This window comes from Psychromonas sp. KJ10-10 (genome assembly GCF_047323245.1).
Lineage (GTDB): Bacteria > Pseudomonadota > Gammaproteobacteria > Enterobacterales > Psychromonadaceae > Psychromonas.
Genome location: NZ_CP178826.1, coordinates 4116381 through 4134989, shown reverse-complemented (window position 1 = coordinate 4134989; position 18609 = coordinate 4116381). Strand labels below are relative to the sequence as shown.

Sequence of the window (18609 nt, the reverse complement as noted above, 5' to 3'; positions counted from 1 at the left end):
TTTTTATAGTGAAGCTAAAGTTTTTTGTAATGCGCCTTGATTACTTTTTACCACCTGTAATCCATTCTCACCTTGCTTTGATAAGTTTTCAAAGTGCTCACAATGTAATATTAAAGACTGGGCGAGATGCTTAGCATTGTCAACTTTTGTGGTGTGTCCGACTTTAATTAACTGCTCTGTGATATCGGTAAAATTAAAGGTATGCGGGCCGGTGATAGATGCTTTTTGTAAAGCCGCAGGTTCAAGTAAATTATGGCCTCCAACTGGAACAAAGCTACCTCCCATTATCACTAAGTCTGCTAAAGCAAGGTAGATAAGCATTTCTCCCATAGTATCACCAATATAAACCTGAGCGTCTTCTGGTGGTAAGGCATTCTCTGTTTTACGGTAAGTTTCAAAGGATTGCTTTTTTGCTAATTGAAAAACCTGTTCGAAGCGTTCAGGATGCCTAGGAACGATAATTAATAATGCGTTTTTTTGCTTTTCTTGCAAAGCAGAAAAAGCATTTAACATAATTTCATCTTCACCTTTATGAGTGCTTGTCTGCTAAAACAACTGGAGAGTGTGATAATTTATTTTTCAATGCTTCTCCGAGTTTTTGCTTTTCCGGATCGATGTTGATATCAAATTTAATACTGCCAGTGATAGTTATTTTTTCAGGGGAAACACCAAGTTGAATAAAACGTTGTGCATCATCTTGATGTTGCGCTAATAAGTTATCGATATGATTTACTAACCAGCGAGCTGTTCGAGAAAGTTTCAGATAACGTTTTGTTGAGCGAGCCGATAATCTGGCATTAATTAATGTAATAGGAATATTATTCTTTTTGGCTTGTTGTAATAAGTTAGGCCAAAGCTCTGTTTCAATAATATTAAGCGCGATAATATTGTTACTTGAGAAAAATAGCTTACTAAATAGAATGAAATCTAGTGCCATGAACCTATGCTCAACTTTATTTTCAAAGGCTTTTTTTACTTCTTGATAGCCAGTGAAGGTAGTGGTGGTGATCAGTATCTTTTGCTGTGGGTGTTGCTGTTGATATTTTTTAATTAAAGGGATCGAAGTCAGTACTTCACCTACTGAAACACAGTGAAAACAAACGACTGGATGTGATTGTTTTTTTGCTAGCCCTAGATATTGCAATTGCTTAGAAAATGATAGTTTCCCCTTTGATTTTTTGATTAACTTAAACCAAATAAAGGGAAATAATAAGCCTTGTAATAATTGGTAGAAAAAAGGATCACTGTTATTTAAACCTTGCTTGTTTTGGTACAGGAGAAGAAAAAGATAATTGCAAAACTATAAAACATTACTGTTGAATTTATGGTAAAAACCGATTCCGTTAAACTAAAAAATAGGTAACCAGTGCAAAGAGTTATGCCACAGTATGAAGCTGTTCGAGTTTGTTTATCGCTTTTATTACATTGTTTAATAAAGAAAATTAAAGGAAATAAAAACAGACCTAAAAGCGCCATAAAAGCAAAAACACCGTATTTAGCCCAAGTATCTAAATATTGATTATGCACACTTGTCCAGGTTACGACATCTGCAGGTAAATTAATTTTATTTTGTGCATTGAGTTGCTGTTTGCCAATTACAACACCCTGTTCTCCACCACCCCAAATAGGAGAGTTTTTAATGCTTTGAATGCCACTTTTCCACATGTCAAAACGCAAACCAACCGGTGTAAAGCTATCACCGTCTTGATATAGAATAATATCATTTTTGACTTCTTTAATACGTTCACTGATCATTTTTCCAGCACTTAAAACACTAGCACTAATCACTGTCATTAAAATAAGACTGATTGGTAGAAATCTTTTTTTATTGATATTACCCAAAAGGTAACGGTAATGAGTCGCAACAATTAACAGTAGAAAAGGAATGAATACCCAAGCGCCACGTGTTTGTGACAATATGACCGCGACGAATCCCAATAGAATACTAATTATGATCAATATCTGTGGGATTTTTGATTTTAGTGTTTGATAACAAAGCATAACAAAACCGGTCAAAAGGAGAGAAATATCTCCAAACTCAATGACAACGGTAAAACGGCCACCTGCGCGAGGCATATCTAAAAAACACATCATATATTGCATTCCCACCCGCAAAAATGGCACCTAGCCAAGCGCCTAATGCAATACTCATTAAATTCACTTTATAACGAAGTAACATTAGAAAGGTGATAGCCGCCACTAAATAACGTGCTGGTTTGTCATAGGCACTGCCAGATAACCCTTCGTTATAGGCTGATAACATGGGAATAAGTGCAAAAAACACTAATGAAAAAAATAATCCTTTTTCCATGTTGGTTAATGGATTGGATTTTAGGTACTGATATAGCGAAGGTATGCTAAATATTGTCATCAAACTTAAAGCTAAAGCACCATAACCATTTCCTGAACGGACTAAAAATGTCATGGCAAAAAAGATAAAAGTAAAAAATTGAATATATTGAGAAGTATTAAAATTTATTTTTTTAAGCATTACTTTATTTTTCTGCCATTAATAATTTGATAGAACTAATGACACGCATTGGTAATATTTCTGTTAAACATTTGATATGTCCAAATTTACATTGTTTTTTAAAACAAGGACGGCATTCAATATCGGTATAAAGAGATTGCACATGGTCACATAAAGGCGGGGTATATTTAGGTGAGCTTGAGCCGTAAATAGCCACAAGAGGACGATTATGAGTCGCCGCAATATGCATTAAACCTGAGTCGTTACTGACCACAACCTGTGGCAAAGAGAGTAGATCAACGGCTTCAGATAAACTAGTTTTACCTGCTAGGTTGATACACTGAGACTGCAGGTTTTCTGATATCTGACTGCGAATTAACTCACCAACTTGCTGATCTTTTTCACCACCAAAAATCCAAACTTGCCAACCTGCTTCAATACGTTCCTGAGCAACCTGTGCGTAATAACTATCAGGCCAACGTTTCGCTGGTCCAAATTCAGCTCCTGGACACAAACCAAGAATTTTTTTATCTAAAGATAACTGTAGTTTATTGATCGCTTGTTGACGTTGTGTTTCATTAACAGTTAAAGAAGGATAAGGGATTTTAGGTAATGCTTTGTTATTTACCATGTCCTTTTTATCAAAGGCAAGGGCACCATAACGCTCAATCATTAATGGGAAATTATCACGATTGCTTCGTAAATCATTAATAATAAAATAACGAGATTCACCTTTCCATGCTGTGCGTTTTTTAATGCCAGCAAATAAAGGGATAAAAGCCGATTTAAATGAATTGGGCTGAATGATTGCCCAATCATAAATCCCGGCTAGTTCTTTACCTATTTTATAGCGTAAAGAAAGTTGCATTGAACCATGACCAATAGGCATAGTCAGTGCGTTATCGACCTCAGGCATGCGTGACAATAGCGCACTACACCAGTTTGGTGCTAGCACATCAAGTTGTGCTTCTGGATAGCGTTGTTTTAATAACTTATATAAGCATTGCGACATCACCATATCGCCAACCCATGAAGGACCGATAACTAAAATTTTCATATTATTTATTTAACCATGCCATGTATTCAGCGGTTCCCTGTGCAACACTGGTAAATTCTTCTTTATAACCAGTCTGCGCGAAGGTTGGTTAAATCTGCTTCGGTAAAGCTTTGGTAACGACCTTTTAAATGCTCTGGGAAGGTGATGCGCTCAATTTCTGCATTTAGACCTTTTGTTTCGTTATGATATTTAACGGTCGCTTTACCTACCTCTAGGAATGATTCTGCTTGTCCTGTTCCTAAGTTAAAAATACCTGAAACCTTATTATCAAAAAACCATAGGTTTACTTTACAAACATCACCCACATAAACAAAATCTCGTTTATGTTCTCCTTCGAAAAGCTTTGCATTTTCTCCGGCATTTAATTGATTATTAAGATGGAAAGCGACACTTGCCATGCTACCTTTATGTTGTTCACGTGGGCCATAAACATTAAAGTAACGGAATCCAACGATTTGTGATAATTTCTCACCATGTGCTTTAGCATCTTCCCAAATTCGACGTACATATTGATCGAATTGGAATTTTGAGTAGCCATATACATTTAGTGGTTTTTCGTATTTCAGTTCTTCTTTAAAGGTGTCGTTGCCACCATAAGTTGCCGCTGAAGAAGCATATAAAAATGGAATATCACGCTCTAGGCAGTAATGCAGTAAATCCTTAGAGTACTCGTAGTTATTTTCCATCATGTATTTACCATTCCACTCAGTCGTAGCAGAACAAGCACCTTCATGGAAAATCGCTTCTATATCACCAAAATCCTGTCCTGAAACGATTTGTGAAATAAAATCATCTTGATCCATGTAATCCATGATTTGTAAATCAACCAGATTGACGAATTTTGTACCGTCAGTGAGGTCATCAACAACAAGAATGTCTGTGATACCACGGTCATTAAGGGATTTGACGATATTGTCGCCGATAAAACCAGCACCACCAGTGACTATAAACATATTTTACCTCTTCACGGGGAATATAAATTAATATGGGAGTTTAATGCTATTACCATATTGTTTAAATTTGCAGAATAATTGTATTTTAAATTCTGCCTACTTTATTGAACGAAATGGTATAAAAATTGTTATTATCATACCATGCAATTATTTAAAGTCGTTAGGGTATAACTTTAAATAGGTGTTTACCTTAACTATTGTGGATTTTATATGAATATTTTAGAGCTTTGTTTATCAAATTCCTTAGGTGGCTTAGAGCTACATTTTAGAGATTTTTCTGTGTGGTTAGAACAATCATCATCAAATGATGATCGCATATTTGTTGCTACTAAAACTGATAGCCCCTTAGCAAATCGCATGGAAAGTGATGTGCAATTAAGTAATCGTAAAATATGGCAGGCAACTAAATTATCAAAGTTTATTGCTAACAAGGAAATAGATGTTGTTCATATTCATGATAAAAAAGATTTACCATTAATTGCGTTAGTAAAATCAATTTGTCATTACCCGTTTAAAATTGCACATACTCGTCACATGTCTTTACCAGGTAAAAAACGAGATATTTATCATCGTTGGTTATATCGTCAGGTAGATGCATTCTTTGTGATCACCGAGTGGATGAAATCTCAGGCCACGGAAAACCTATCACTAGATTCTGAAAAGATTCATAAAATTAATTTAGGTACAGCCGTTATTGAACCTAGTGATCCTGAACAGTTAACTGCCCTAAAAGAGGAGATTTTTCCTGAGCATCAAGGTTTATGGTTAGCGAATGTAGCTCGCCTACAACATGAAAAAGGTCAGCATGTCTTTTTAGAGGCGTTAAAAATATTAAAAGACAAAGGTGTTGATGTTGCAGGCGTCATAGCTGGTGGTTCAGATGCGCCTGACTATGTAAAACAACTAGAGCAATATATTGAAGAACCACCAGCTTAAGGTGAAGGTGTTTGATCATCGAGATGATATCCCTGTGCTTATTCAAGCAATGGATGCAGTGGTGTTAACAACAGAATGTGAAACCTTTGGTTTGATTATGATTGAAGCAATGATGGCAGAGGTGGTTGCAATTGGTTCAAATTCTGGCGGTGTACCTGAAATAATAGAACATCTTGAGGATGGATTATTATTTAATGCCTTTGATGCGCAGGATCTTGCTAAACAGGTTGAGCTAATAGACTTTTCAAGTGAGTTGAAGAATAAGCTTGCTACAAAAGGTCGTAAAAAAGCATTAAAACAATTTGAAAAGACACAGCAGTTCTTATTATTCCAGGAAAAATTATTAAACTTAATGAATTAAATTTGAAGCTTGTAAGGAGCTTTGTATTCTTATTTTGACAGAATACTCAGCTTATTGTGTAAATGAAATGTTGCAGAGTTTTGTTTTTATTTGTTAAATTCACATCCTATTTATTATAAAGGGAAGAAAATGTCAGCTTTTAAGTTAATCAATGTCAAAGATGCTAGAGCACGCATTGAAAATGAAAAAATCCAGTTAGTGGATATACGAGATGAGCATTCCTTTGAAACGGATCATGTGGCAGGATCTTATCATTTAACCAATGCGACAATTGCGAATTTTATGGAAGAAGTTGATGTTGATACCACTGTTTTTGTGATTTGTTATCATGGCAATAGCAGTAAAGGTGTCTGCACAGTATCTTTGTGAGCAAGGGTATAATGATGTATACAGTGTGGATGGCGGTTTTACTGACTGGCGTCTAGTACATCCTGATGATCAATAAATTAAAAAATAAGGTTAAAAATGAGCGTTGTTGAGACAGATAGCATTGATGCGATAGGATTAGATAAAGAAGCAAAAAGAGTATTTTTGAGCATCATAGACCCCTTGCTTTGGGATGATAAAAATGTACATTTATTTACCTTACAAGAAAAAATAAATACTTATTTGCATTTTATTGAGTCTGGAGAATTACTTAAGGCTATGCCTGAGAGTCAAGACTGTGATATTGCTATCGAACTAATTCTAAAACACATGCCTAGTGATGAAGCCATTGCTTTTTTTGATAAAACGATGCAAATCTTATTTGATAAAGGCATTGTGTTTGTTTTTGGCCCAAATAAAGAATCGGGTTATGCAGAGCAACAATCTTAACTGGATTATCATGGGTGCTTAAAGCCTTAAAGCCTTAAAGCCTTAAAGCCTTAAAGTTATAATGGCGATGATAAGCGTTTTTTCTTCAAAGAAGGACTATCACGCAAAGTCACGTTTTGCCTAAATAATAATAACTCAACTAAATTATTATGACGGCTATAACGACGGTGACAATAAAAAGCCACGTAAGAGGTGATTAAGCAAGGCACTAATAAGGACAAATCATTAGTGCTTTCTAATACAAATAATATACCTGCCAGTGGAACATGCAATACAGATCCTAAAATCGCCCCCATACCAATAATCACAAACAATTGACCTGCCTCTATTGATAAACACTGACTGAAAATAGCCCCAAATAATGCCCCGATAATAAGACTGGGGCCTAATGCGCCTCCTGGAATAGCTAAAGCAATGACAGCCATGGAGCTAACGAAACGAACAAAAACCATAACAATAAAAGGTTTATAACTTGTTCTTCGTAAAATAAAGAATGTAATAATTGGTGGCCTAATCCAACAGTAGCAGGCGAAAATGATGCAAAAAATGCGGTAATAAGGCCTGCTATAATAATTTTTTTCCAGTAAGCAATACGGATTGTTTTTGTTAAATAATCAATACCATTGAGGAATAAAGCAGAAACTAAACCACAAAGTAGTCCAAATATTAATAGTTGTGTCAATAATACGCTTGATAATGCAAAGTCTTGTACTTCGATATGAAGAGGGGCAATGCCCATTTCATGTGCGAACCACTGCGCAAATAAAGTGGAGGCTGAGACTAAGGTCAAAGTACGCCAACGAAATTGCCGAATAATGGTTTCATAGGTGAATAAAATAGCCATTAGAGGTGTGTCTAACATAATGGTGATAGCAACACTTGCCCCACAAGCAGTTAAAATTCGTAATGCATAGGATTGGACTTGAAAGAATTGCCCCACTAAGTTCGCACTGCTTGCGCCTATATGAACGGCAGGTCCAATTGCCCCAATCGCAAAACCCATTACTAAGGTGATAGTTGCGCTAGTAAATTGAAAGACAAAGTTTGCTAAAGGTAACTTTCCTAAACCAATATGAAACTCCAAGACAACATGGGGTAATCCCGATTTTAAATGTTGGGCAAAAAAATAGAATAAAAATATTAAAATTGGCGTTGCAATAAGTGCAGGCACAAACGGATAAGAGAACTGAGATATTTGTTGATAGAGAGGGTGGTAGGCAATATAACGAAACGCATATACACTCGCTACGCTTAAACAACTGCTTGCGATAACTAAGGGTAATAACTTGTTAATGGTGTAATAATGATGTCTCATTATATAAATATAGGTTGCATGGCAAGATTGATTGAATTTTTATCAAAATATGTGCGCAAAGTTTCACTTTAACGTTGCATCTTGCCCCCTTATTTTGGGATAATCGCGCGCAATTATTGTTATTTCAACAACCAACCCTCAATCGGAGAGTTTTATGTCTTCTAGTTCGACCCCTTCACGACAAGAGTTAGCTAACGCGATTCGTGCTTTAAGCATGGATGCCATTCAGAAATCTAATTCAGGTCATCCAGGCGCACCAATGGGAATGGCTGACATTGCTCAAGTGTTGTGGACTGATTTTTTAAAGCACAACCCAACAAACCCAGAGTGGGCAGATCGTGACCGTTTTATTTTATCTAACGGCCATGGCTCGATGCTTATTTATTCTTTATTACATCTGACTGGTTACGATCTTTCAATTAATGATATTAAAGATTTCCGTCAACTACACTCAAAAACACCGGGTCATCCAGAATATGGTTATGCACCAGGTATTGAAACAACGACTGGTCCATTAGGTCAAGGTATCACTAATGCTGTTGGTATGGCTATTGCTGAAAAATCTCTAGCGGCTTCTTTTAATAAAGAAGGTCACGAGATTGTTGATCACTACACATATACTTTCTTAGGTGATGGTTGTTTAATGGAAGGTATTTCGCATGAAGCCTGTTCATTAGCTGGCACTTTAGGTCTTGGTAAACTAATTGCATTCTGGGATGACAATGGTATCTCTATCGATGGTGAAGTAGAAGGTTGGTTCACTGACGATACTCCTAAGCGTTTCGAGTCTTACGGCTGGCAGGTTCTTTCTGTTGATGGACATAATCCAGAAGAAATTAAAGCGACTATTATCGCCGCTCGTGCTGAAACTACTAAACCAACTATGATTTGTTGTAAAACAATTATTGGTTTTGGTTCTCCTGCAAAACAAGGAACACACGATTGTCACGGTGCTCCACTAGGTGCAGATGAAATCATCGCAACACGTAAAGCATTAGGCTGGAACTACGGCGACTTTGAAGTTCCTGAGCATATTTATGCAGGTTGGGATGCTAAGTCACAGGGACAACAAGCAGAACTTTCTTGGGATGAGAAATTCGTCGCATACGCAAATGCTTACCCTGAATTAGCCGCTGAATACAAGCGTCGTGTAAGCAATCAATTACCAGCAGATTGGGAAGAGAAATCTTCAGCTTACATCACAGAGCTTCAAGCAAGCCAAGCAAATATTGCAACACGTAAAGCATCACAAAACTGTATTGAAGCCTTTGGTGCTATGTTACCAGAGCTATTAGGTGGTTCAGCTGATTTAGCACCATCTAACCTAACAATGTGGTCTGGTACAAAAGCAATTACTGCTGATGATGCATCTGGTAACTACATCCACTACGGTGTACGTGAATTCGCGATGGTCGCTATCATTAACGGTATTGCATTACATAAAGGTTTTGCACCTTATGGCGCGACTTTCTTAATGTTTATGGAATACGCACGTAACGCACTACGTATGTCTGCATTGATGAAGCAACGTTCAATTCAAGTGTTTACACATGACTCAATTGGTTTAGGCGAAGATGGTCCAACGCATCAACCTGTTGAACAAATTGCTAGCCTACGTCTAACACCAAACATGAACACATGGCGTCCATGTGACTCTGTTGAGTCAGCGGTTGCTTGGAAATTTGCTATTGAATCATTTGAAGCGCCAAGCTCATTAATTTTCAGCCGTCAAAACTTAAAACCTCAAGCTCGTGATGCGCAACAATTAGCTGACGTTGCCAAGGGTGGTTATGTATTAGTTGATTCAGCAACACCTGCTGAAATCATTCTAATTGCAACAGGTTCTGAAGTTGAGCTTGCAGTTCAAGTCGCGACTGAATTAACAGCGCAAGGTAAAGCAGTACGTGTTGTTTCAATTCCATGTACTGAGCAGTTTGAAGTTCAATCAGCTGAATACAAAGAATCTGTATTACCTGCAAGCGTGACTAAACGTGTTGCTATTGAAGCGGGTATTGCTGATTACTGGTACAAGTATGTTGGCTTAAACGGCGCTGTCATTGGTATGAATACCTTTGGTGAGTCTGCACCTGCAGATCAATTATTTGAAATGTTTGGTTTCACTGTTAAAAATGTTGTGGATACAGCTAACGCTTTGTAATTTTTTGCTAAGTCGTTATTAAAAACCGCGCTAGTCGCGGTTTTTTTATGCCTGTATGATAGGAAAATTATTACGCTATCATTGCTGGGGGAATAAAATGAAAACGATATTTTCATCATTACTATTAGGTCGCTTATCTACCTCACTCGTTTATGCTCAGGATTTTAAATCTGAAGCTGGATGGCAGTTCTCACTGAGCTTAAATAGTGCCTATGTGAGTGGCCAATCGAATATTTCTGTCACAGATGATAATGAAACAATGAGTGATTTATATAATGAAGCCGAGACTAGCAATGATGTTATTGTTTTTCCGCTACCCGAGGCGAAATACCTCAGTAAAGATTTAAAAACTGAGTTTTTCTTAGGGGCAAGTAGAGAGCAAATCTCTTTTTCTCCTTTCTCCTATGAGTTAGGAGTTAGCCAAGAGCTGGACAATAAAAGTAAATTAACCTTCGCTTATTCGCCACAGTTGCCTTTGTTTAATGAAACTTGGCAAGACCCTTATGTTGTTGGCCAGTCCAGACAAGAAACCGATATCGATACACATGCATTAAGGGTTGAGTTTTCAGGTATTGCTGGTGGTCCTATCACCTTAAAGTATGGCTTTGCGTTAACAAGAATTGAAGATGATCAAAGTGGGCAAAGTTATTCCAGCCTGACGCTACAGGAACAACAAGATTTACAACGTGATAGTCAATTTCACCGAGTAGCAGTAGAAACCATGTTGCCTATTTTTATAAATAATCAAACAAAGGTATTCTTCAAACCTAACCTTCAATATACAACGCGTCTCGCTGATGGTGAGGCGATTAGCTATGATGATTATAATCTGAAATTAGGCTTTCTTATTTTTAGTGGTAGACATACTTCAATCACTAATGTGAGCCTTGGAAGCACCTTATATAAGCAAGAAAACCCTATTTTTGATATGAAGCAAGACTCTATTAATATAGGAATATCTTCCATTTATAGCTATGCACAGCCATTTAATTATAAACCATTGACCTTTACTTTGATGGCAGGCTATAGCCAGAAAGACTCTGATATTACTTTTTTTGATGAATCAGGATTTATTGTATCGACAGGTATGACTTACACTTTTTAATTAAGACAAATTTTAGACATAAAAAAGCCAGTGTCGAATTAACGACACTGGCTTCTAGTTTATTATCTTCAAGCTTTCCAGCCTTCAAGCTTTCCAGCCTTCCAACTTACTTCAGCTTGCTAAGGTCTCGTACGGCACCTTTGTCTGCTGATGTTGCCATTGAAGCATACACTTTTAACGCCGCTGAAATTGGACGGTCACGGTTTACAGGTTTCCAACCAATAGCATCTTGTTTAACACGACGCTCAGCAAGTACTTCATCGGATACTTTTAGGTTCATTTGACGTGTTGGGATGTTGATATCGATAATGTCGCCATTCTCGATTAAACCTACCACACCACCGGTCACCGCTTCAGGAGATACATGACCAATTGAAAGACCAGAAGTACCACCAGAGAAACGTCCATCGGTGATTAAAGCACATTTTTTGCCTAATCCCATCGATTTAAGGTAACTAGTTGGGTAAAGCATTTCTTGCATGCCCGGACCACCCTGTGGGCCTTCGTAACGAATAACAACCACGTCGCCTTCTACTACTTTACCACCTAAGATTGCTTCAACAGCATCATCTTGGCTTTCGTAAATTTTTGCTGGACCAGTAAATGTAAGGTTATCGTCATCTACACCTGCGGTTTTAACAACAGCACCATCAATGGCCATATTACCAAATAGAACTGCCAAGCCACCTTCAGTACTGAAAGAGTTGTCAATTGAACGTACACAACCACCTACACGGTCATTATCTACTGTGTCCCAACGACAAGATTGGCTAAAGGCTTTTACTGTACGGATACCCGCTGGGCCGGCACGATAGAAATCAATAATTGCTTGATCTTTAGTTTGCATAATATCGTAATGTGCAAGTCGCTTCTTTCATGCTTGGGCTAAGAATGGTCGGAATTTCACTGTTTAATAAACCAGCTCTGTCTAGCTCACCTAAAATTGCCATCACACCACCTGCGCGATGAACATCTTCCATATGATACTCTGGGGTAGAAGGAGCAACTTTACATAGTTGAGGAATACGACGAGACATCTCATCCATATCTGCCATAGTAAAGTCTAATTCAGCTTCCTGTGCACAGGCTAATAAATGTAGAATTGTATTGGTTGAACCACCCATTGCAATATCTAGCGCCATTGCATTTTCAAAAGCACCACGGTTAGCAATTGAGCGTGGTAATACAGAGTAATCATCTTGTTCGTAGTGACGTTTAGTAATTTCAACAATACGACGACCCGCTTCTAGGAATAGGTTCTCACGGTCAGCATGTGTTGCTAACATTGAACCATTGCCAGGAAGTGATAAACCTAATGCCTCTGTTAAACAGTTCATTGAGTTTGCTGTAAACATACCTGAACATGAACCACATGTCGGACAAGCGCTACGCTCAACCTTTGAAAGATCTTCATCTGATACATTTTTATCAGGACCCATTACCATTGCATCAACAAGATCTAGTTTGATGATTTGCTCGGAAAGTTTGGTTTTGCCCGCTTCCATTGGACCACCTGATACAAAAATCACTGGCACATTTAAGCGTAGAGACGCCATTAACATTCCTGGAGTGATTTTGTCACAGTTTGAAATACAAACAATTGCATCAGCACAGTGGGCATTAACCATGTATTCAATCGAGTCGGCGATTAAATCACGTGATGGTAAGCTATACAGCATACCTGAGTGACCCATCGCGATACCATCATCAATCGCAATGGTATTAAATTCTTTAGCAATACCACCGGCTTTTTCTACTTCGCGAGCAACTAATTGTCCCATGTCCTTAAGATGAACATGGCCTGGTACAAATTGTGTAAATGAGTTTGCAATTGCAATGATTGGCTTTCCGAAGTCATCATCTTTTACGCCAGTTGCACGCCAAAGCGCACGAGCACCAGCCATATTACGGCCATGTGTTGAAGTTTTTGAACGATATTGTGGCATCTTCAGTTCCTTTAATATTATTTTTATTGGTATAAGTCGTTGTTAAAGTGACTAACCCGAATTTTTTGTTTGAATTAAATATGTTATCTGATTTAAGCAGATAACCTTGTTATTAACAACCATATCTTACGCGCTGGCTTTAACCATTGCCTCTTGATTTAAGGTGGCAACTTTTACAATGCCAAATACTTTCTCAAGTTGTTTAGTTAATAAGCTAATGTCTCTATCGCTATTTACGCTCAGCGTTAAATGTAACTCTTGTTCATTCTCAGAGGTCTCTGCCTCGAGGCTTTGTACAGTAAAACCTCGGTGACGAGCGACACGTAAAAGTCGCTCTAAAAGCTCTGGGCTGTTTTGCCCTTGAATGATTAATAAGGACTTCATTGTACACTCTCCATCATTTCATCGTTTGGCGCACCTGGTGGCACTAGTGGCCACACATTTTCTTCCTCAGAGATGGAAACATGCAGTAGGTAAGGGCCGTTACTTTCAAGTAAACGGGTTAACGCATCCTTTAATTGTGATTTAACCACAATCGTTTCACCTGGGATATCGAATGCACTCGCTAATGTGACAAAATCAGGGTTATCCGTGAGGATTGTTTCGCTGTAACGACCATCAAAAAACAGTTTTTGCCATTGACGAACCATACCTAATCGTTGGTTATCAATAAGCAATATTTTTACTGGCAGTTTACGGCGTTTAATTGTGCCTAATTCCTGAACATTCATCATAAATGAACCATCACCGGAGACGGCAATAACCATATCATCTGGTCGAGCAACCTGTGCACCAACAGTTGCTGGAATACCAAATCCCATCGTACCTAAACCAGAACTGGAAATATGATTCTCTGGTCTATCTACAAACATATGTTGAGCAACCCACATTTGGTGTTGACCAACATCGGTACAAATAACGGTATCACGAGGTTGCATTTCTGCTAATTGACGTAACATTGCAGGTGCATATATTGCTTCACCTGGATGATCATAACGATTAGCAAAATCTTCCTTCATTTTTAATGCTTTTTGGCGCCACTCATGAGTATGAGCATGGGACTTAACTTCAAGAAGGGAAGTAATTCCTTCAAATCATCAGTCATTGCGAGTTCAACACAACGTAATTTATCTATTTCAGTCGCGTCAATATCAAGATGGATCACCTTCGCTTTTTGTGCAAATTCATCTAATTTACCCGTGACGCGATCATCAAATCTAGCGCCAACAGCAATTAATAGATCACACTCTTGGATCGCCAGATTAGAGGCTTTGCTACCATGCATGCCAACCATACCCATAAAATACTGTGAATCATGTTCAATCGCACCAATTGCTTTTAAGGTACAGACACTTGGAATTTTTGATTGTTTGATAAATTCACGCAGGGCTGGAACGGCATTAGCCATGCCTACACCACCACCAACATATAAAAGAGGTTGCTTGGTCGCATTTATCATTGCTAATGCTTTTTGTAATTTTGTTTGATCAATGACTGCAGAACTAGGCGTGGCATGAATAGGTGCGTATTTAATCGCATCACCAAGTTGGATATCTTTTGGAATGTCAATTAACACAGGGCCTGGTCGACCTGATTGAGCCAGTTCGAAGGCCTGTTCAAAAATAGGGCCTAATTGATCCGCACTTTTGACCATAAAACTATGCTTGGTACAAGCAAGTGATAACCCTAATACATCTATTTCCTGGAATGCATCGGTACCGATTAGGTTACTCGCGACTTGGCCGGTAATGGCAACAATAGGAATAGAATCCATCAATGCATCGGCTAGGCCTGTTATTAGGTTTGTTGCACCTGGGCCAGAGGTTGCAATGCAAACACCAACTTTACCCGTTGAGCGAGCATAACCAATAGTCGCCATGGCGGCGCCTTGTTCATGTCGACAAAGAAGATGTTCAACGCCACCATCGTATAGGGCATCGTAGAGTGGCATTATCGCACCACCGGGATATCCAAATACCTGGGTAATTTGATGTTGTTTCAACGCTTGAACAACAAAGTTAGCACCGTTCATTGGTTTTTCCCTAAGTTGAGTGAGGCAGTTTTGTAGCTGTTTAGCATAAAAGGAGGTGCTTCATAATTAAAAAAGTGTGTCTTTATAGCAAAAAAAGCGGACTTTTTCAATTTTTGTCCCATTTTTGAACAATAATAATTCATGCTTGTTGATGATTTTTTTACTTATTTGATAACAGGTATATACTTGAAATACTTTTTATCGAGTTAAAGGGATCACTATGGCATTAGCTTCACTTTATTGTCGCGCGCTTTCAGGAGTGGATGCGCCAGAAGTACTAGTTGAAGTTCATCTAAGCACAGGTTTACCAAGCTTTTCATTAGTAGGTCTACCTGAAACATCTGTTAAAGAAGCCAAAGAACGTGTCCGAAGTGCAATCACCAACAGCAATTTTAAATTTCCCTTTAATAAAAAAATCACCGTTAATCTCGCACCAGCTAATCTTGCCAAGGAAGGAGGGCGCTTCGACTTAGCCATTGCATTAGCAATCTTAATGGCATCGGAGCAACTTAATACGGATAAAAGCCAACAGTTTGAATGTTTTGCCGAGCTTTCATTAGCAGGAGAATTACGTGCCGTTGATGGCATTATTCCCTGTGTTTTAGGCTGCCAAAAAAGACAAAAGAGGGGTGATTGTTTGTACTGGTAATCAACATGAAACTGCTTTGACCGGTGTGCAAGCATTAGTGGCTAATAATTTAACCGATGTTTGTGCTTTTTTTCAAGGTGTACAAAACCTTCCTATTGCAGAAGCGCAAAGCAAACCTATTATAAAACAGCAACCTGATATGAGTGATGTATTAGGGCAAGAGCAAGCAAAACGCGTTTTAGAAATAGCCGCGACTGGCAATCATAATTTACTTTTAGTCGGGCCACCAGGTACTGGAAAGAGTATGTTAGCAGAACGTTTTATGTCTTTATTACCGTCACTGTGTGAAGAACATGCTTTACAAACCGTCGCTATTTATTCTGTTTGTGGCAAGGATAGAGATGATTGGTATCAGCCACCCTATCGGTCACCACATCATTCTGCTTCTTCGGTTGCGCTGGTTGGAGGCGGTGGAAAACCTAAACCCGGAGAAATATCGCTATCACATCGAGGTGTGCTATTTTTAGATGAATTACCAGAATTTCCTCGTGCCGTTTTAGATAGTTTGCGTCAGCCCTTAGAAACTAATGAAGTTACTATTTCAAGAGTCGCGAATCAAGTTACCTTTCCCGCTAACTTCCAATTAATTGGTGCTATGAATCCAAGCCCCTGTGGACATATTAGTGGTGATTTAAGGCGCAGTACGCCAGATCAAGTATTACGTTATTTAGGGCGTTTATCCGGGCCCTTTCTAGATCGTTTTTCTCTATCTATTATGGTGCCTCTGTTACCTAAAGGTTTACTAGCCACTTCGCAAACAGGTCAAAAGCAACAAAGTGAAACAAGTGCAGAAATTAAATTACGAGTGTTAAAAGCAAGAGAGAAACAAACACTTCGTCAAGGTAAGTTAAATCATAATTTATCGACCCAAGAAGTCGGGCAGTTTTGTCGTTTGACTGAACAAGATGCATTATTTTTAGAAGAAGCGATTAATAAAATGGGATTGTCGATTAGGGCTTGGCATAGCTTATTAAAGGTAGCGCGTAGTATTGCTGATTTAGCTGGCAGTGAAAACATACAAAGAGCACATCTTTTAGAGTCGTTAAATTACAGAGCGATGGATAGGTTATTAAAAAGTGTTTCTTAACTAGGGTCTGTTGATCTTTCAAGTTTATTTTTGCAACGAGTTGCTGGCTTTTTATACAAGGCTGAGCTTATGATGTGTAGTTGTTCCACATGAATAAGCGAAAACGCAGTAGAAATAGTCAGCAAACGTTGCCCTTCGGGTTCACCACAAAACGTTATGCTCTTGCTCTTTTTGACTACGTCAAACAGTACGCAATGCAAAGTCAAAAGATGCTTTGCTTTTTGTTGGACAAAATTCGCTTAGATGACTAGGCGTCACTTTGTCCGCCTCGATCAAAACGCCTTGTGGTGAACAAAATTTAAACGGCAAAGATCAACAGGCCCTAAAAGCCCTTTAATTTATTTCCATTAAAGGGCTTTTATTGAGTAGTTAAATAGAATTTTTCAACGTAGTTAGCAAAGTTTTATTGGTTTAAATCTAATTGATAAAAACTAATCTGCGCATAATCTCCAGCGTCAAATCCATTGTTAGTACATTGTGAAGAGCCTACATTACACTGATTATAGTTACCTGCTTTGAAATACATATAATCATTTGCGTAACCTTCATCGTACTCTTTACCTTGGTATTTACCAGCGACTAAATTCATCGAGAATTTTTTAACTACTTCCTTAGCTTCTCCGATATTTTTCTTAAAGGTTAGGTTCATGATATCGCCTACAATATTGACATCGTAAGAGAACACTTCGCCTAATTTAATGCCGTCGATTGGATCAGCATCTGTATTTAATAATTTGTAGTGGCCAAATACATTGGTTCGAATATCGGTACGATGCTTATAGTTGCCCGATGCTTTTGAAGCATTAATTTCGTAGTTCCAAGTCAGTGAACCATGTTCATGCCCAGGTAGTTTACGATAAACAATTTTTAGCGGCTCATTATCAGAGCCATGAATTTGACCAATCACAGTTGAAAATGCACCGGTTTTTTCATCGTTACCGCTAGTACTTACCCAATCAACGGATAAGGTTGCTTGCTAATTGTCCACCGATTGAACCGTATTCGCTGGCATTAGTGGTTGATGCAATCGTAAAGTTATTAGCGGGGGCATTATATTTTTCGGCAAGCATTGCACGTAATTCGCTACGCGCATTTTTGCTGTTTGGTGTAGTCATTGCTTTGTTTGGCGTGACAAACACCATTGCACCGGTTTTAGGATCGGTATAGAACCAATCTGGATGTGAGAAAGGTTTTTCATTAAGTTGTTGCTTAGAAATTTCCATCACTTTACCAGCTCGAGATGGCTTATCATCCTCCATAGGCAAATTGATTTTCCAATTTGATAGAATCAAAGTTTTCGTTAGGTGATTTATTAACATCTAGTTTTGCAACTAATGCTAGGGTATTTGCATTTAAAGGAATGGGAGTTGCTTTAGCTGGCTTTACAAGCGGTTTTACAATCATAGGTTTTTCAGCGACGGTATTTGTGGGAGCGACATCAGAATCATTTGTTGCACAACCAAACAGTAATGAAGCAATTAAACCACTAAGATAAATTTTTTTCATGTAAAGCACCTATTCCTATTGATATATTTAAGTCGCAAATATTTTAAGTGTAGGTATTTTAAGTGTTATTGTATTATTAGTTGTGATCTTTATTAGACTCTTAAGCTTTTATGGAATGATTAGCAATCTCATTTATAGAAACAAGGAGTGGCTCACATAAACAAAGCATAGAGCAACTAGGAATAATAAGATTTTATAATAGGATCAAAAATGGCTAC

Annotated in this window: 14 protein-coding genes and 6 pseudogenes; 7 read left to right on the top strand and 13 right to left on the bottom strand. The window is 38.1% G+C overall.

What is annotated here, in order from left to right:
• Positions 1–3 precede the first annotated feature (3 nt).
• The 6 genes and pseudogenes from ACLKMH_RS23670 to rfaD form a co-directional block, all read right to left on the bottom strand.
• On the bottom strand, positions 4–513 hold the full coding sequence (locus ACLKMH_RS23670; protein WP_413700203.1) for a hypothetical protein: 510 nt from the start codon (positions 511–513) through the stop codon (positions 4–6).
• A gap of 16 nt (positions 514–529) precedes the next feature.
• A complete protein-coding gene (locus ACLKMH_RS23665; RefSeq protein ID WP_413700202.1) occupies positions 530–1144 on the bottom strand; it encodes a 3-deoxy-D-manno-octulosonic acid transferase in 615 nt (204 codons plus the stop codon).
• A 107-nt stretch (positions 1145–1251) separates the two neighbouring features.
• Positions 1252–2094 carry an O-antigen ligase family protein gene (locus ACLKMH_RS23660; RefSeq protein ID WP_413700201.1) on the bottom strand — a complete coding sequence of 281 codons (843 nt, stop codon included), beginning with the start codon at positions 2092–2094 and terminating at the stop codon, positions 1252–1254.
• Positions 2039–2491: a hypothetical protein gene (locus ACLKMH_RS23655; protein WP_413700200.1), complete on the bottom strand. Its 453-nt coding sequence runs from the start codon at positions 2489–2491 to the stop codon at positions 2039–2041. The genes ACLKMH_RS23660 and ACLKMH_RS23655 overlap by 56 nt, the downstream gene beginning before the upstream one ends.
• A gap of 4 nt (positions 2492–2495) precedes the next feature.
• Positions 2496–3527 carry a lipopolysaccharide heptosyltransferase II gene (gene waaF, locus ACLKMH_RS23650; RefSeq protein ID WP_413700199.1) on the bottom strand — a complete coding sequence of 344 codons (1032 nt, stop codon included), beginning with the start codon at positions 3525–3527 and terminating at the stop codon, positions 2496–2498.
• A gap of 1 nt (position 3528) precedes the next feature.
• A pseudogene (rfaD, locus tag ACLKMH_RS23645) lies at positions 3529–4480 on the bottom strand (ADP-glyceromanno-heptose 6-epimerase).
• Between the two features lie 210 nt (positions 4481–4690).
• Between rfaD and ACLKMH_RS23640 the strand changes: the two are divergent.
• The 4 genes from ACLKMH_RS23640 (at position 4691) to ACLKMH_RS23625 (ending at position 6593) form a co-directional block, all read left to right on the top strand.
• Positions 4691–5416, top strand: coding sequence for a glycosyltransferase (locus ACLKMH_RS23640; RefSeq protein ID WP_413700198.1), 726 nt, complete (start codon positions 4691–4693; stop codon positions 5414–5416).
• Between the two features lie 7 nt (positions 5417–5423).
• Positions 5424–5777 carry a glycosyltransferase gene (locus tag ACLKMH_RS23635; protein WP_413700197.1) on the top strand — a complete coding sequence of 118 codons (354 nt, stop codon included), beginning with the start codon at positions 5424–5426 and terminating at the stop codon, positions 5775–5777.
• A gap of 129 nt (positions 5778–5906) precedes the next feature.
• Positions 5907–6146 (top strand): rhodanese-like domain-containing protein, encoded by a 240-nt coding sequence (locus ACLKMH_RS23630; RefSeq protein WP_413700196.1) that lies wholly within the window; start codon positions 5907–5909, stop codon positions 6144–6146.
• A gap of 96 nt (positions 6147–6242) precedes the next feature.
• Positions 6243–6593 (top strand): DUF6572 domain-containing protein, encoded by a 351-nt coding sequence (locus ACLKMH_RS23625; RefSeq protein ID WP_413700195.1) that lies wholly within the window; start codon positions 6243–6245, stop codon positions 6591–6593.
• A gap of 56 nt (positions 6594–6649) precedes the next feature.
• On the opposite strand, the pseudogene ACLKMH_RS23620 reads toward ACLKMH_RS23625, so the two are convergent.
• Positions 6650–7908, bottom strand: a pseudogene (locus tag ACLKMH_RS23620) (chloride channel protein).
• Positions 7909–8062: 154 nt separating this feature from the next.
• Here ACLKMH_RS23620 and tkt point away from each other — a divergent pair.
• On the top strand, positions 8063–10066 hold the full coding sequence (tkt, locus tag ACLKMH_RS23615) for a transketolase (RefSeq protein ID WP_413700194.1): 2004 nt from the start codon (positions 8063–8065) through the stop codon (positions 10064–10066).
• Positions 10067–10163: 97 nt separating this feature from the next.
• Complete coding sequence (locus ACLKMH_RS23610; protein ID WP_413700193.1) at positions 10164–11171, top strand: DUF2860 family protein; 1008 nt, start codon at positions 10164–10166, stop codon at positions 11169–11171.
• 106 nt (positions 11172–11277) lie between these two features.
• Here the strand turns inward: ACLKMH_RS23610 and ilvD are convergent.
• The 3 genes and pseudogenes from ilvD to ilvG all read right to left on the bottom strand — a co-directional run bounded on the left by ilvD (position 11278) and on the right by ilvG (position 15149).
• Positions 11278–13117 (bottom strand): annotated as a pseudogene (gene ilvD / locus ACLKMH_RS23605) (dihydroxy-acid dehydratase).
• Between the two features lie 126 nt (positions 13118–13243).
• Positions 13244–13501 (bottom strand): acetolactate synthase 2 small subunit, encoded by a 258-nt coding sequence (gene ilvM, locus ACLKMH_RS23600; protein ID WP_413700192.1) that lies wholly within the window; start codon positions 13499–13501, stop codon positions 13244–13246.
• Positions 13498–15149, bottom strand: a pseudogene (gene ilvG, locus ACLKMH_RS23595) (acetolactate synthase 2 catalytic subunit). The gene ilvM and the pseudogene ilvG overlap by 4 nt, the downstream one beginning before the upstream one ends.
• Positions 15150–15369: 220 nt before the next feature.
• Here ilvG and ACLKMH_RS23590 point away from each other — a divergent pair.
• A pseudogene (locus tag ACLKMH_RS23590) lies at positions 15370–16885 on the top strand (YifB family Mg chelatase-like AAA ATPase).
• A gap of 403 nt (positions 16886–17288) precedes the next feature.
• Here ACLKMH_RS23590 and ACLKMH_RS23585 read toward each other — a convergent pair.
• The 3 genes and pseudogenes from ACLKMH_RS23585 to ACLKMH_RS23575 all read right to left on the bottom strand — a co-directional run.
• Positions 17289–17801 (bottom strand): annotated as a pseudogene (locus ACLKMH_RS23585) (polysaccharide lyase family 7 protein); the annotation flags it as partial.
• Between the two features lie 40 nt (positions 17802–17841).
• The gene (locus tag ACLKMH_RS23580; protein ID WP_413702459.1) at positions 17842–18144 is read right to left on the bottom strand and encodes a polysaccharide lyase family 7 protein; all 303 of its coding nucleotides are present in this window, start codon (positions 18142–18144) and stop codon (positions 17842–17844) included.
• Positions 18134–18391 carry a hypothetical protein gene (locus tag ACLKMH_RS23575; protein WP_413700191.1) on the bottom strand — a complete coding sequence of 86 codons (258 nt, stop codon included), beginning with the start codon at positions 18389–18391 and terminating at the stop codon, positions 18134–18136. Before ACLKMH_RS23575 ends, ACLKMH_RS23580 begins: the two co-directional genes overlap by 11 nt.
• Positions 18392–18609 lie beyond the last annotated feature (218 nt).

Coding starts and splice junctions, on each gene's coding strand:
- ACLKMH_RS23670 (WP_413700203.1), bottom strand. CDS start 513: ATGTTAAATGCTTTTTCTGCTTTGCAAGAAAAGCAAAAAAACGCATTA.
- ACLKMH_RS23660 (WP_413700201.1), bottom strand. CDS start 2,094: ATGATGTGTTTTTTAGATATGCCTCGCGCAGGTGGCCGTTTTACCGTT.
- ACLKMH_RS23655 (WP_413700200.1), bottom strand. CDS start 2,491: ATGCTTAAAAAAATAAATTTTAATACTTCTCAATATATTCAATTTTTT.
- waaF (WP_413700199.1), bottom strand. CDS start 3,527: ATGAAAATTTTAGTTATCGGTCCTTCATGGGTTGGCGATATGGTGATG.
- ACLKMH_RS23640 (WP_413700198.1), top strand. CDS start 4,691: ATGAATATTTTAGAGCTTTGTTTATCAAATTCCTTAGGTGGCTTAGAG.
- ACLKMH_RS23630 (WP_413700196.1), top strand. CDS start 5,907: ATGTCAGCTTTTAAGTTAATCAATGTCAAAGATGCTAGAGCACGCATT.
- ACLKMH_RS23625 (WP_413700195.1), top strand. CDS start 6,243: ATGAGCGTTGTTGAGACAGATAGCATTGATGCGATAGGATTAGATAAA.
- tkt (WP_413700194.1), top strand. CDS start 8,063: ATGTCTTCTAGTTCGACCCCTTCACGACAAGAGTTAGCTAACGCGATT.
- ACLKMH_RS23610 (WP_413700193.1), top strand. CDS start 10,164: ATGAAAACGATATTTTCATCATTACTATTAGGTCGCTTATCTACCTCA.
- ilvM (WP_413700192.1), bottom strand. CDS start 13,501: ATGAAGTCCTTATTAATCATTCAAGGGCAAAACAGCCCAGAGCTTTTA.
- ACLKMH_RS23580 (WP_413702459.1), bottom strand. CDS start 18,144: ATGGAGGATGATAAGCCATCTCGAGCTGGTAAAGTGATGGAAATTTCT.
- ACLKMH_RS23575 (WP_413700191.1), bottom strand. CDS start 18,391: ATGAAAAAAATTTATCTTAGTGGTTTAATTGCTTCATTACTGTTTGGT.